The organism is Psychrobacter sp. NPDC078631, from assembly GCF_050268165.1.
Lineage (GTDB): Bacteria > Pseudomonadota > Gammaproteobacteria > Pseudomonadales > Moraxellaceae > Psychrobacter.
This window is the reverse complement of record NZ_JBNNGG010000002.1, coordinates 460,613-475,498: the sequence shown is the minus strand read 5'-3', so window position 1 is coordinate 475,498 and position 14,886 is coordinate 460,613. Positions and strand designations below refer to the sequence as shown.

At 43.0% G+C, this 14,886-nt stretch carries 10 protein-coding genes; 5 read left to right on the top strand and 5 right to left on the bottom strand.

The window, feature by feature from the left end:
• Positions 1–33: 33 nt before the first annotated feature.
• From ACQKCP_RS08055 to ACQKCP_RS08045, 3 genes are all read left to right on the top strand, one after another.
• On the top strand, positions 34–789 hold the full coding sequence (locus ACQKCP_RS08055) for an endonuclease/exonuclease/phosphatase family protein (protein ID WP_427611942.1): 756 nt from the start codon (positions 34–36) through the stop codon (positions 787–789).
• 186 nt (positions 790–975) lie between these two features.
• A complete protein-coding gene (locus ACQKCP_RS08050; protein ID WP_427611941.1) occupies positions 976–2,007 on the top strand; it encodes an NADP-dependent oxidoreductase in 1,032 nt (343 codons plus the stop codon).
• Between the two features lie 196 nt (positions 2,008–2,203).
• A complete protein-coding gene (locus tag ACQKCP_RS08045) occupies positions 2,204–3,061 on the top strand; it encodes an EcsC family protein (protein WP_427611940.1) in 858 nt (285 codons plus the stop codon).
• Positions 3,062–3,093: 32 nt separating this feature from the next.
• On the opposite strand, the gene ACQKCP_RS08040 is transcribed toward ACQKCP_RS08045, so the two are convergent.
• From ACQKCP_RS08040 to ACQKCP_RS08030, 3 genes are all read right to left on the bottom strand, one after another.
• Complete coding sequence (locus ACQKCP_RS08040; protein WP_427611939.1) at positions 3,094–3,711, bottom strand: alpha-ketoglutarate-dependent dioxygenase AlkB family protein; 618 nt, start codon at positions 3,709–3,711, stop codon at positions 3,094–3,096.
• 20 nt (positions 3,712–3,731) lie between these two features.
• Positions 3,732–4,622 carry an alpha/beta fold hydrolase gene (locus tag ACQKCP_RS08035; protein ID WP_427611938.1) on the bottom strand — a complete coding sequence of 297 codons (891 nt, stop codon included), beginning with the start codon at positions 4,620–4,622 and terminating at the stop codon, positions 3,732–3,734.
• An 85-nt stretch (positions 4,623–4,707) separates the two neighbouring features.
• Positions 4,708–6,624 (bottom strand): ABC transporter ATP-binding protein, encoded by a 1,917-nt coding sequence (locus ACQKCP_RS08030; RefSeq protein ID WP_427611937.1) that lies wholly within the window; start codon positions 6,622–6,624, stop codon positions 4,708–4,710.
• 369 nt (positions 6,625–6,993) lie between these two features.
• Here ACQKCP_RS08030 and ACQKCP_RS08025 point away from each other — a divergent pair, with 369 nt between their 5' ends.
• Positions 6,994–7,842, top strand: coding sequence for an EamA/RhaT family transporter (locus ACQKCP_RS08025; protein ID WP_427611936.1), 849 nt, complete (start codon positions 6,994–6,996; stop codon positions 7,840–7,842).
• Between the two features lie 175 nt (positions 7,843–8,017).
• Entirely contained in the window at positions 8,018–8,908 is an 891-nt protein-coding gene (locus ACQKCP_RS08020) for a fructose bisphosphate aldolase (RefSeq protein ID WP_427611935.1), read from the top strand.
• A gap of 100 nt (positions 8,909–9,008) precedes the next feature.
• Here the strand turns inward: ACQKCP_RS08020 and ACQKCP_RS08015 are convergent, their stop codons facing one another.
• Both ACQKCP_RS08015 and thiC read right to left on the bottom strand, forming a co-directional pair.
• Positions 9,009–12,263, bottom strand: coding sequence for an autotransporter domain-containing protein (locus ACQKCP_RS08015; RefSeq protein WP_427611934.1), 3,255 nt, complete (start codon positions 12,261–12,263; stop codon positions 9,009–9,011).
• Positions 12,264–12,594: 331 nt separating this feature from the next.
• Positions 12,595–14,709, bottom strand: a complete 2,115-nt coding sequence (gene thiC, locus ACQKCP_RS08010; RefSeq protein ID WP_427611933.1) for a phosphomethylpyrimidine synthase ThiC — start codon at positions 14,707–14,709, stop codon at positions 12,595–12,597.
• Positions 14,710–14,886: the final 177 nt, after the last annotated feature.

Below are 14,886 nucleotides of genomic sequence, written 5' to 3'. Positions count from 1 at the left end.
TCCATAAATAATGAGCGTACAACTAACCAAACTATGACTACCACCTCTTTTGTTTTAACCAGCTACAACATCCACAAAGGCATGTCACCGCTGAATCGCCAAGTGAAGATGCAAGGTATTGCTCAGGCGCTAGAGTCTGTGGGTTCAGACGTCTTGTGTTTGCAAGAAGTGCAAGGCCAAAACCTCAAACGTAATATGCAATACAACGAGTACCCCGATCAATCACAGCATGAATGGTTCGGCGAATTTTTAGATTTGCAAAACAGTTACGGTAAAAACTCCGAATACGAAAACGGCCATCACGGCAATGCAGTATTGAGCCGCTTCCCGCTAGATCCCAAACACAATGTAAATATTACGGTCAACAAGCTTGAGCAGCGCGGTGTCTTGCACTGTGAGGTACAGCCTATCGGTTGGGAGATGCCAGTTGTCGTATTGTGTGCACATTTAAACTTGTTTGAGCATGATCGTATCAAGCAGTATCAAGCGATTAGTGATTATGTGCGAAATGAGATTGCGCCGAATCAACCGCTTATCTTGGCAGGCGATTTTAATGATTGGAAAAAGATGTCTTGTGACAAACTGGCATCGGATCTAGGTATGGTAGAAGCGTTCAAACATTGTCATGGCAAGCTGTTGCCAACCTTTCCCGCAAAACTGCCAGTACTCAGCTTAGATCGTATCTATGTGCGTAATTTGCTTGTAAAGGATGCTTGGGTACACACTGGAAAACCTTGGTCATCGCTATCAGATCATTTGCCTATCAGTGCAGAGCTGATGCTACCCTAATACCTAACTATAATAATTCGTTTAAATGTATTATATTGGCAATCTATCGATATATGAACAATTGTCTTTATTGATCATATTGTTGATTAATTATGCTCTCGATTGAAAGTGCTATTAACAGCACAATTTTTCAATAAAATAAATAACAAGTACAGCCTAATAAGCAAAATATAAGGATATTCTACGATGGCAACAGCGTCTACTACTGATAATAATCAACATGCTAACCACAACATACCTAAGACTCAGCACGCCGTACTCATACGCGAGTTCGGTGAGCCTGAAGTAATGAAATATCAAGATGGTGCTGATGTCCCTGAGCTACAGGACGACCAAGTACTAGTAAAAATTGCCTATGCTGGAATTAACCCTGTCGATTATAAAACCCGCCAAGGTAAAGGCTGGGGTGCGGAAAACATCCGTAAAGACAAGTTTGAGAATGATCAGCCAGCTATTTTGGGATTCGATGTATCAGGCGAAGTAGTCAGCAGTAATAGCGACGAGTTTGTTGTTGGCGATAGAGTAGCGGCTTTGACCTTTAGCGGTGGCGGCTATGCGCAATATGTGGCAGTAGATGCCAAGCTACTTGCGAAAGTACCAGATAATGTCACTTTAGAGCAGGCAGGTGCTTTGCCTTGTATCGGACAAACGGCGCTACAGTTTGTAGATTTCGCTGATATAAAAACAGACGAGCATGTGGTGATTAATGCACCAGCAGGCGGTGTTGGTCATTTACTAATTCAACTGCTCATGAATAAAGTGGCGCAAGATAATATTAAGGTAACGGTAATTTGCTCGCCAGAAAAGTATGCCAAGCTTGATGAGCTGATAAACGCATCTAAGCTGGCGGGTTGGATAGATTATACAAAAAATGAAGCATTTCCTGACCTACAAGCCGATATGCTACTTGATTTAGTCGGTAATGACGCAGGTGTCCGTGCGCTTAGCGTACTCAAATCAGGTGCCCGAGTGAATGTGTTGCCAACTATCTGGGTTGATAAGCTCAAAGAAGCCGGTCAGCAAAAAGACTTGGAAGTAGCAGGCTATAAAGCGCAGCGTAGTGGTCAAGATATGGCGCGTGTTTTACAGGAAGTAGCCGATGGTAAGCTAACTTTAAAAATTCAAAAGACCTACCCACTCTCAGAAGTCGTTGCAGCGCACCATGAGCTTCAAAAAGGCGATGCTTTTGGCAAGATTGTCTTGGCCGCTGCTGAGTGAATGTCAAGATTGTCCAAGTATTAGGTAGTGTTTGGTAGGATTTATTAGTAAAGGGGATGTCTGTTGAAACCCAGTAAACTTAACTGATGACTTAACAAATCATACAAAAGTTTTATTTTGAACAACAGAACGTCCCTGTAGTCTTCGTTTATTTATCATAGGATAGAAAGCGAACGATACTAATAAAGGGAATAATATGACTATCAACAATAAGACTACTAATGAAAAAACAGATGACCACATTGCTTATGAAGCAAAAGTACGTGCAGAGATAGAAGCATGGAAGAACCCTGATAAAGGGATTTTGGATAAGACGCTAGCAGTGCTTAATACCCCTGTGGTAGCCGCCGGTGATGCGTTGATGGAAGCTCCACAATTTGGCAATTCTCTAAAAAAAGCAACTGAGGAAACGATTACTGCTTTGAGTGATGCAGCCAACTGGACATTGGACACTCAAGGCATTATCGATAACTATCAAGAAGAAGCAGATATCAACGACTCTTCTATCAAAACGCTGTCTGACATTAAAAGTCTACCTATTGCGGTTGTAGATAAACAAGTTAAGATTTTTAAAAGCAAATATGTAGCGCTAACCAGTGCGCAAGGGGTGACTACAGGGGTTGTAGGCTGGGCAGGTATCCCTGCTGATGTCGTTGGGCTTATTACAGCCAATCTACGTGCGATTGGAGAATATGCAACGTACTATGGCTTTGATATCAATGATGAAGGCGAACAGTTATTTGCGATGTCTTTGTTGGCTGTAGCAACTTCTGCCTCTGTTGAGGAGCGTAAGGCGGCGTTAGATGACACTCAGGCGATGATTAAAGATCCAGAAACTCAAGCATTTAATCAGATTAATGAAGAAGTCATGTCTCGTGTACTGCGTCAGACAGCGACTAAGGTAGCCACTAACATCGTTAAGACAAAAGCGGCGCAAATCATTCCAGCGGTAGGCGCAGTAGTCGCAGGTGGTGTTAATGCTAGCTACACTGCCAATGTTTGTGAAGCTGCTTACCAGTGTTATCGTGAGCGTTTTTTAGATCGTCTCGCGTAAGAATTAAATGACTCGTTAAGTCAGCGATAGTATCAAGATGTAAGCATATGCCGAAACGTTAGACTGATTCGCCCAGCATCCACCGTCTTCGTCTTAGTAATCGTATGCTTCCAAAAGGTCTGTGTGTCACCATGCATCACAACGAGCTGACCAGACTCAAGATAAAGTTCAACTTTGTCTTGAGTTTTTTTATGCTTAAAAACAAATTTGCGTGTAGCACCAAGCGATAAGGAGGCGATGACTGGTTGCTGACCGAGTTCTTTTTCGTCATCGGCATGATAGCCCATACCATCAGCGCCAGAAGGATAGTAATTAAGCAGGCAGGTATTAAAATTGGCAATGACACCAATCTCTGCTAAAGCTTGCTCGATTTTCTGTTTCACGTGAAACAACATATCTGACCATGGAACAGTTTGCCGCACGTGTCCTGAGTATTGATAGTCTGCATCTGTATCTCCCATCCAGACAATTTTCCGAGTGGTTATATGGGTCTTACCAAATAACGTCACGATGTCTGATTGCCAAGGTAGCTCATTTAGTAGAGTGTTATAAAGGGCAGTAGCACCGTCGATAATCACGCCTAGATCATTCACCTTACCATCATAGGGTAGTAAGTTATCCGTGGGTGCAGGGGCAAAGAGGTCAGTCATAATTTAGTCGTTGTAAATCCTTATTTGTTGCTTTGGTAGTGCTCGTTGATGATTTGAGCACATAGTTCAGGCGCTTCCATTGGCAATAAATGACCATAATCCGACAGCGAAATAAGACTGCTATCTGGGACAAATTTTTTCCATTGCTTTCGTACTTTGTCATTAATAAACAGAGTAGGCTTGCCCGTAATCAACGTGTAGGGACAGCGTATTTTTTTGAGTGCAGCATCGATATGAGGTGCGCCAAAATAATTGGCCAGCTCTTGTTCTGGGGCAAACATAAGCGTATAGCTACCATCTGTATTTTTGCTCAAGCTTTGCTCAGCAAATACTTGTAAGTGTTCATCGCTGATACGCTTATAAGCACGCTGCGCACGTAGGCTCTCGTAATAACTATGGGTACTTGGCCAAGTAGATTGCTTGGTTAACGTACTTTTGAAAGGCTCGCGGCTCAATAGGACAGAGCGTGGCAAAAGGTTATATAAGGTAGCTTGGTGTTTGGTAAATGTGACAGGCTCGATCAGGTATAATTGCGAAAACAACTCTGGACGTTTGGCAGCGGCCATTGCTGTAGCCGTCGCCCCTTGCGAGTGACCAATACCTACGACAGGCTTATCTTGGGTCTTTTCTAAAAACTCAATCAGCATATCAGCATCTTGATCGCGCGTCAGACGACGACTTTGCGGCTTATCATACCAGTAGCCACGTAGGGCAAGTGAGCTGATATCAAATTCGGTGGATAGCTTGTTCAATAGTGGTGTATAAGTGCCAACGGTAAAACTATTACCACTATAAAAATGTGCTGGTGCGCGGGGAGTAAAGCTTGAATCTAACGGCTGATTAAATTGGCTAAGGTCATAGTAGCGTGCCTGTTTTCCGCCAAGATTAATACGGTTTGTGAATGCTTCCATAAAATAAACACTTCCTTGTGACTTATTTTGAGTGATTTGTTTTCTTGTAGTTTTGCTTTTTATGATTGAGCTGACTTAATGAATCCTAGTTGTCTTCACCTAAGAAGCCACCACTTTGACGCTGCCACAGTCGAGCGTAGACACCATTCAATGCTAATAGTTCATCATGACTACCTTGCTCAATGATGCTACCTTGATGCATAACGACCAGTCTATCCAATGCGGCAATAGTAGACAGGCGATGGGCGATAGCAATAACGGTCTTGCCGGTCATGATGTCATTTAAGCTTTCGGTAATGGCATATTCAATCTCAGAATCTAGTGCACTGGTCGCTTCATCTAAAAGTAAAATCGGCGCATTTTTTAGCATAACACGTGAGATAGCGATACGCTGACGTTGACCGCCAGATAGTTTGACTCCGCGTTCACCCACTTGGGTATCAAGTCCTGTATTGCCTTTATCATCGTACAGATCTTTGATGAAATCCCATGCCTGAGCTTGTTTGGCAGCGATTATAATCTCTTCGTCAGTAGCATCAGGACGACCATAGGCGATGTTTTCACGCACGGTGCGATGTAGCAATGACGTATCTTGAGTCACCATACCAATTTGTTGACGCAATGATTCTTGCGTAACCGCATCAATAGCCTGACCATCAATTAGAATCTTACCGCTATCGACATCAAAGAAGCGCAGTAGCAGATTGACCAAGGTTGATTTACCAGCACCTGAACGCCCAACCAAACCAATCTTTTCACCCGGCTTAATATCTAAGTGGAAGTTGTCCAACAGTTTGATATATGAGTTAGGAGCGTGTTTAGCAATGCTGGTACTATCAACAGGCTCGCCAGTTTGTCCATTGTCTTCTTCGTCATTCTCATAACTGAAGTCGACATGGTCGAACACGATACGTCCGTCCGTGACGGCTAGCGCTGGCGCGTCAGGTTTATCAATGATCGTCTGCGGTGCTGACAACGTACGCATACCGTCTTGAACTGTACCGATACTTTCAAACAAACTGGCTGTCTGCCACATAATCCAACGCGTCAAACCATTTAGACGTAACGCCATAGCAGTCGCAGCAGCAATAGCACCAACACCAACTGCGCCTTGTTGCCATAAGTACAATCCAATACCCGCCGTACTGCTGACCAAGATCACACTGATAAGATGGGTCGATACTTCTAAATAGCTGACCCAGCGCATCTGCGCATGTACCGTACCTAAAAATTGCCCCATGGCGTTTTTGGCATAGCCAAGCTCACGACGCGAATGGCTAAATAGCTTTACGGTCATGATATTGGCATAAGCATCAGTGATTCGCCCTGTCATCAAGGCACGAGCATCCGCTTGCACAATCGCTGTCTCTTTGAGTTTGGGGATAAAGTACCAAATGGTGATGGCAACCAAGACCAGCCAAATAACAAAAGGAATAAGTAGTAAGCTGTCTAAATTAAACAAAATCACCCCTGAGGTGATAAAGTAGACAGAGACATACATAAACATATCGGTGACGGTCATCACGGTATCGCGTACTGCTAGCGCTGTCTGCATTACCTTAGCTGAGACGCGACCCGAAAACTCGTCCTGATAAAACTGCATGGATTGCCCAAGCATGCGCTGATGAAAACGCCAGCGCATCTGCATGGGAAACACGCCTTGCAAGGTCTGAAAGTGGATAAACGATGACAAGGCAATCCACAATGGGCTAACTATCATGACAGCGAGCATGATGAGCAACATGTCGCCTTTTTCTACCCATAAGTTTTGCGGCGTATAAATGCCCAACCAATCGACGATATTACCAATCCAAGCAAACAGCATGGCCTCGTAGATACCGATACCAGCGGACAAAATCATAAAGATTAGTAGCCAGCCGCGTAGGCCATTGGTACAGGCCCACAAAAACTTCAGCATACCATCGCGAGGTGATGGCAATGGCATAGGGGTGTCTGGAAAGGCTGGTAGGCGGTTTTCAAAAAAGCGAAATAAAGCATTCATAGGCAGTAATAAAACATCAATAGCAGTACGTCAAGATGAACGAGAGGACTCGTTATCTAGAATCTTTACTTTTGTGATTGGGATTAGGTGCTATTTTAGCAAAATTACTAATCATACCTGCATGCTAATTGTAATTTGCTTAAGAATAGCTATGTTTTGAAAGCTTCAGTTATTACCATAATAAATAGATTGCTGTAGAAAACATATTTTGTTACATTCTACATCCAAACTTATTTATGGTTTGAATATTGCTTTTATAAGCATGATTTTATTGCAAAAATCAGCTGATTAGCAGGCATTTTATTTAATGGTTTTTATAAATATACGAACAGTAATAACTCAACATTGAAGTTCAAAAGGTAGCAGTGAATGATGTATTTAATAATAGCGGTGCTATGTAGCGTTGCTGTCTCAGTACTTTTGAAAATATTGCGCCAGAAAAATATAGATATTCGTCAGACTATCGTGGCAGGCTATCCTGTGGCTTTTTTACTGACTTGGGTGTTACTAAAACCTGATGTGGGTGCTATACATGCGCTTGATAGCGCCTGGGGCATCATCATTGCGCTTGGGGTACTATTGCCTGCTGTATTTATCATCCTCGGACGAGCTATTGAAGCGGTGGGGATGGTAGCAACCGACGCGTCTCAGCGCTTATCACTCATTATTCCCATCGTAGCGGCTTTTTTGCTATTCGGTGAGGTGCTGACTGGTACACGTATACTTGGACTGGCGTTGGGTTTTCTGGCATTAGGTGCGCTCGTCTATCGACCACAGCATAACGATATTACTCGGCAAGCAAAGCAGACGCCACTATGGCTATTCGGGGTATGGGCAGGCTACGGCATTATTGATATTTTGTTCAAACAAGTTGCCAAACAAGGGGCAGCCTTTCCATTAACTCTACTGGTTAGCTTCGGCGTAGCAGGCGTATTGCTTTTAATCTATTTACTTGTCACACGGGTACGTTGGCAAAAACAAGCGCTTATGACAGGTTTGTTGATCGGCGCATTAAACATGGGTAATATCTATGCCTATGTACGGGCACACCAAGTACTGCATGATTCTCCTAGTATTGTTTTTACTGGTATGAATGTCGGTGTTATTGCCGTAGCGACATTGATTGGCGTAGGAGTGTTTAAAGAGCAGCTAAACCGTATCAATATAATAGGATTAGTATTGGCAGTCTGCTGTGTAGGGGTGCTGTTTTTAGCGTAATGGACTCTGTTCAAAGTACTGGTTTCATAATTTTTTAGCTATATTGTCACGTATCCTATATAGGCATATAAATCATCCTATGATAAGGTTATCTACAAATAACACGGCTTGTATGGAATAAAAAAGCTTAGTTTATGATATTTAACTTAACCAATAAAAATAGGATGCAGGCTCAATGGAATACGATAAGCAATTACAGCGTATAAAAAATAGTTCAGGTTTTATTGCTGCTCTTGATCAAAGTGGCGGCAGTACACCGAAAGCGTTAGAGACTTATGGTGTCAGCAGCGACGACTATGATAACGATGAAGCCATGTTTGATTTGGTTCATGAAATGCGTGCTCGTATCATGACGTGCGACTGTTTTGATAGCGAGCGTGTACTTGGTGCAATTTTATTTGAAGATACCATGGAGCGCGAAGTCAATGGCAAGTCGACGGCTAATTACCTATGGGAAGATAAAAGTATCGTACCATTTTTAAAGGTAGATAAAGGACTGGCTGAGCAAATGAGCGGCGTACAAGTTATGAAGCCAATTCCGAATCTAGATCTATTATTAGATAAAGCAAAAAACTATCCTGTATTCGGTACTAAAATGCGCTCAGTCATCTATGAGCCAAATGTCGATGGTATCGAGCTTGTGGTACAGCAGCAGTTTGATGTGGCAAAGCAAATCATCTCAAAAGGCTTGATGCCAGTCGTTGAGCCAGAGGTCAACATCGACAGTGCCCAAAAGCATGAGTGCGAAGTACTGTTAAAAGCCAATATCCTGCGCAATCTGGAACGCTTAAATGACGAACATCAAGTGATGCTGAAGCTAACATTGCCAGAAGAAACAGGGTTTTATCAGGAGTTGATTGACCATCCAAAAGTACTAAAAGTTGTGGCGCTGTCTGGTGGTTATAGTCGTAGCGATGCTTGTGCCAAGCTCAAACAAAACCCAGGTATGATTGCGAGCTTCTCGCGTGCTTTTACCGAAGGTTTGAGTAAGCAACAAAGCGATAGCGAGTTTGCTGAGACAATTAATGCTTCAATTGAAGAGATTTATGAAGCATCGAAAGTGTAAAACCAAATACGTACTAGTAAATTTAAGTCAGTAATACAAAAAAGCTTGAACCTAATATGATTAGATTCAAGCTTTTTGCTTTATATAGATATATTGAGCTTTAGAAGGTTGTTTGTAAGGACACATTAGCGCCTTGACTGTCGTAATTATCACGCCACTCACCACGATAACCTACAGATAGCTTAGTATTGATGGTTGGTGTATAGCTCAAACCAATGCCTACAATACCAATCTCGCTTCCAATTTCTTGACCAATGGTAGTGAACTTATCATTAGGCATACTAATAAAGCTTGCCGTAACATCAGATCGACGGTCACCATTCTCAACAGCAGCAGCCAATTGACCAGTCAGTGCAATCGCTGGTGTTAGAGCCTGCGATAAACGTAGTCCTGCAGTCCAACGCATTGACTCATAGGTATTTTCATCAACGTTCAGATTGTAGACACCAGCCCCTGTTTCACGATAGCTATCGCTCTCGGCACGCGCATAGTCTACCTGAGCGAACGGAGTAACATTACGCTGCTGAGTACCAATACGATGAGCAACTCCTAATCCTGCTTGTAAGGTATCAACAGAATAATCAGATTGTGCAACAGCATCTGTCAGTATGGTTATACGACGTTCACCTTCGACATCGCTCTTACCTAGACCTGCATGGAAATTTAGATCAGTCGCATCGCTTACAGCATAGTTACCGTAGCCAAGCACTTGCCAGTTCTTGGCGGTTAGCTCCTGATCAAGACTGGTGCCATCGGTATCAGCATCGCTCTTGATATAAGAGAACGCAACGCCTAGATTAAGATCATTATTAATAGGGGTGTCTAATCCTACAATGGCACCATATGCTTCAGAATCATAACCAGTAACGCCTTCTTCTGCATCATGGCTACCGTTATTGCCAATTAGCTGAGCCCAAAGGTTACGTTGAGGAACAGTCTGGCTATGTTCCTGAATAGCATCAGATGCTGCATAGTTAGCATCAGTAATGATACGGTTGGTCGCGCCCATAAATAATGGCTGCAACTGGTTGGCAGCTGTAGCAAGCTGAGACTGATTAAAGTTGAGGGTCGAGCTAATCAAGCTATCAGCCAACGCATTATCACCGTTTGTCACACGATCTTGGATGGCTTTATCTAATACATAAGCGATGCCTGTGTCATTTCGATTAGAACGACTGATCACTGATTGAAGGAACGTTGTATTGGTTACTGGTGGCTCAGGTGTAACTACTGGTGGCTCAGGTGTAACTACTGGTGGCTCAGGTGTAACTACTGGTGGCTCAGGTGTAACTACTGGTGGCTCAGGTGTAACAACAGGTACTATCATTTTGAGATTTACAGCATCAGCATTACTATAATCTGCTTCAAAGCTCACCAATGGACTATTATCATTGATAGCAGTGAATTCACCAGTACGACTGCTTGCGCTAATAATATCTGTCCACTCATTACTACCAGTCATTTTTGTCACAGCTTCTGATGCATCGACTTGCAACTGACCCTGACTAATGTCAGCAGCACCTGTCACAACTAGTTGACCATAGTCATCAAGACTATTTAAGCTAATACCTAGTATTTCACCATCACGCATGGTGTAATCGCCGTCTAGACTAAGTGTACCTTGTTTAATGTTAGTAGCACCTGTCCACTGTTTGGCAGTAGTCGCCATCGCTAGCATGCCAGTACCTTTCTTGGTAAAGTCACCTGCACCAGTGATAACAGCACCACTGCCTGCTAGCATAGTATTTTCGAATAAGCGCGCATTAAATCCAGCGGTATCAATTGTACCGCCACCTGCGCCTAAATTAATGAGGTTGTCACCCGTGAAGTTTCTGAATAATTCTGGCTGAAACTCTGTCAGTTCCAATGTGCCATTGTCAAAGTTGACTTCCGATTTTACAGAGTTCTCAAATCTTTCGATATTTTGAGTATTTACGACGCCATTGTTAACAACATTTAATGTACCGCTGCCGAAAGCACCTACGACAGTTACGGGCGCGATCAAAGTAGCATTATCTACTGTCAATTCACCTACTGCATTTGCGCCTTCAGTATCAGAGCCACCGAGCTGCAACTGACGAGTCACTTCTAGTTTGCCTTGATCGGTAACATCAACTTGACCTTTACCTCTAGCAGCAGCCCCTACGAAAAGATCCATTGTAGATACTTTGGTATCTTTTCCACCTATCTCTAAAAATGCAGTTTCAAGCTCTGTTTCAGGAGTAGGATTGCCATACCGAGAATCAGAAACACCAATATATAAGGCTTCTTCATTATTCCACTGTGCACCACTTACCAAGGATACTTTTGTATCTACGTCAGCAGATGAAGCAATATATGTGTTAGTAGTGTTCAAAACAGCTGCGTCATTAATATTAATACTGATATCATTAATATCATTAATATCATTAATACCATTATAATAAGCACTACTAACGTACAAATTACTTGCACTCAATGAGGTTCCATTACCGCTTATATTCACGATACTATTGCTAGAGATATTAGAGTCTATATTTCTAAATGCGAGTACATCTAAACTATTCATCTCAACCTTGCCGCCGTTTTCTACGGTAAGTGTGCTGGTTGAACCTTGAGAGACAATATATGACTGATCTTGGATATTAAGTGATGAGCCTAAACCGTTGACATAAACACTAGACTTACCACCTGTTGCTAGTTGAGATCCCTGACTGTCATCAATATATGAGTATATTTGTAGATAGTTTGATTCGACCTTGCCACCGTTTTCTACGGTAAGTGTGATTGCTTGTGCATTTCGAGCGTTAATTGCTAGAGAGTCTCGAGCCTGTAGTAATGACTCTGAACCATTTACATTAATTCTAATATCACCAGATACTTGTTGGTTAACTGGGCTGTAGAAGCCATTTGTATATATATCGTTAGCTTCTAAACGTCCTCCAGCTTCAATATTTACTAATGCATTGTTACTGATCTGGAGCTGGTCAGTCTGTACTACTCCGTTGTCTGTAATCAGAAGACGTGAAGGTATCTCTTGATCACCATTCATCTGCATATAATAATTGGTATTCACATCATCATCATTATTCTTCAGAATGGTGCTATCATTTTTCACGATATCGTCAACGATAGTATAGCCATTACCTACCATGTTTACTGCACCATTGTCATAGGTGATGGCATGAGTCACACTGGCTATACTCAGTCCGAGCACGCTAAACAGAGCAGTTGATAATGCGCGTAAGGCAAAATTGTTGTTTGAGGTAGAGGTTGATGATTTACCAGAAGATTTGCCACAAGTTTTGGCAAGTTCAGATACGCACTGATAGACACCTAAAGAATGATTAAAGACAACACGATAAATATGATTCATGCTTTTACCCTGAATGTTAACTAACGGAAATGTTAGTGTTTCTTACGGATATATTACTCGATATATAATAATTGTCTATTTTTATTTGTCTGGATATATATTATTTGTAGGTTTGTACTAGCTTTTTTATACTCTGTTTTTATCCGAAATAGATAATATCTCTCTCGCCCAAATAGTACCTACAAGGATTTATCTATATTTGAGTTCATTCTGAATAATGGTATAAAAGCATTGTCACTGAATGTCAGATTACAAAAAAGCCCTACTAGATAAGTGTGCAAATACTTAAATAGTAGGGCTTTTCTTATTTCAAAAGTATCGGTTATTAATCCTACACCTCTTTATACAACTGACGTCCTTCGTTGTTATATTTCTTAGTCATCTCCGCCATGCCTTGGCGAATTTCCTCAGCAGTGGCTTCACCAACTTGTCCGACGAGCTCTGTATCTACCTCTTTGATTAGGTGGCCAGCATCGGTTAGGTCGCCTGTTTGCGGCGTCACTTTTTTATTAGCAGCATCTTTATCCAGTCCCGCTGCATATTCACGCACGTTTTGAGTGATTTTCATTGAACAAAACTTAGGGCCACACATGGAGCAAAAGTGTGCCGATTTGTGTGCGTCTTTTGGCAACGTCTCATCATGATATTCGCGTGCAGTATCTGGATCGAGCGCTAGATTAAACTGATCATCCCAGCGGAATTCGAAACGAGCTTTAGATAGTGCGTTATCACGTGCCTGTGCTCCTGGATGACCCTTAGCAAGGTCAGCAGCGTGTGCAGCAATTTTATAAGTAATAATACCGTCTTTGACGTCTTTTTTGTTTGGCAGACCCAAGTGTTCTTTTGGCGTGACATAGCACAGCATCGCTGTACCAAACCAACCAATCATCGCAGCTCCGATAGCGCTAGTGATATGGTCATAGCCTGGAGCGATGTCTGTCGTTAATGGCCCTAAAGTATAGAAAGGCGCGTCAGCACATAGCTCAAGCTGCAAGTCCATGTTTTCTTTAATGCGGTTCATTGCCACATGTCCAGGGCCTTCGATCATTACCTGTACATCGTGCTCCCATGCGACTTTGGTTAATTCACCAAGTGTACGTAGCTCACCGAACTGTGCTTCATCATTGGCATCTTGCAAGCAACCAGGACGTAGGCCATCACCTAGACTAAATGCCACATCGTACTGTTTCATAATCTCGCAGATGTCTTCGAAATGCGTATATAAAAAGCTTTCTTTGTGATGGGCTAGACACCACTGCGCCATGATAGAGCCGCCGCGTGAGACGATACCTGTCAAACGTTTTGCGGTGAGCGGTACATAGCGGAGCAGAACGCCGGCGTGAATAGTAAAGTAGTCCACGCCTTGCTCTGCTTGTTCAATCAACGTATCACGGAATATTTCCCACGTCAGATCTTCAGCGACACCATCGACTTTTTCTAATGCTTGATAAATCGGTACCGTACCAATCGGCACAGGAGAGTTACGGATTAGCCATTCACGGGTTTCATGAATATGATTACCCGTTGATAAATCCATAATGGTATCCGCACCCCAACGTGTTGCCCACGTCATTTTGGATACTTCTTCATCGATAGACGAACCAAGCGCTGAGTTACCAATATTGGCATTGATTTTCACCAAGAAATTGCGCCCAATGATCATCGGCTCAGATTCAGGGTGGTTGATGTTGTTTGGGATAATTGCGCGTCCAGCCGCCACTTCATCACGAACAAATTCAGGGGTAATGATTTGAGGCGTATTGGCACCGAAGCTTTCGCCATCATGTTGACGCATATCGGTCAGTTCATGCTGCTTTTGCGTTTCGCGTATGGCGATATATTCCATCTCAGGGGTGATGATGCCTTGGCGCGCGTAGTACATTTGCGTGACGTTCTGTCCTGCTTTGGCGCGACGCGGTTTATCGATATGAGCAAATCTGAGGTTAGCAGTGCTGATATCACGAGCACGTGCTTGTCCGTATGAGCTAGATAGGCCGCTTAATTGCTCGGTATCACCACGTTCAGCGATCCAGTTCTCACGCAGTTTTGGCAATCCACGTGTGAGGTCGATATCGACATTAGGGTCGGTATATACACCTGAAGTGTCATACACATAAAACGGTGGATTATGCTCACCGTCTTTATCTCCAGTGCCACCAACAGGCGTATCAGCCAAGCTGATTTCACGCATCGGTACTTGGATGTCAGGTCTTGAGCCTTCGATATAGACTTTTCTTGAGGCAGGTAAAATACGGTGTAGGTCGCGCGCATCTTCTTCGAAACGGGCATCACTTGCGGCACGGTGGGCAGGGGTTTTTAGCGCATCTGCTTTTTTATCTGCTTTGACGTTGGTCGTGTCAGCAGCATTTGAAGCAAGCGTTGAGTTGTCGGCTGGGTTATGCGTTTGGGCTTTCGGTGCAATTGAGGTAGTGTCTGCAGTAGTCATATGCTGTCCTAGCGTGTTGGTTTTTGAATAAAATCAACACCGCCAGTATCTGCGGGGGTAGGCATCCGTCATTTATACAAATTTATATCATGAACCCACAACTTCGACCAAAAAGTATTGTCGTGCATGGTGGTCATCAAATATTGGGCGCAGCTTTATATCCTCTCTTCTTATCTG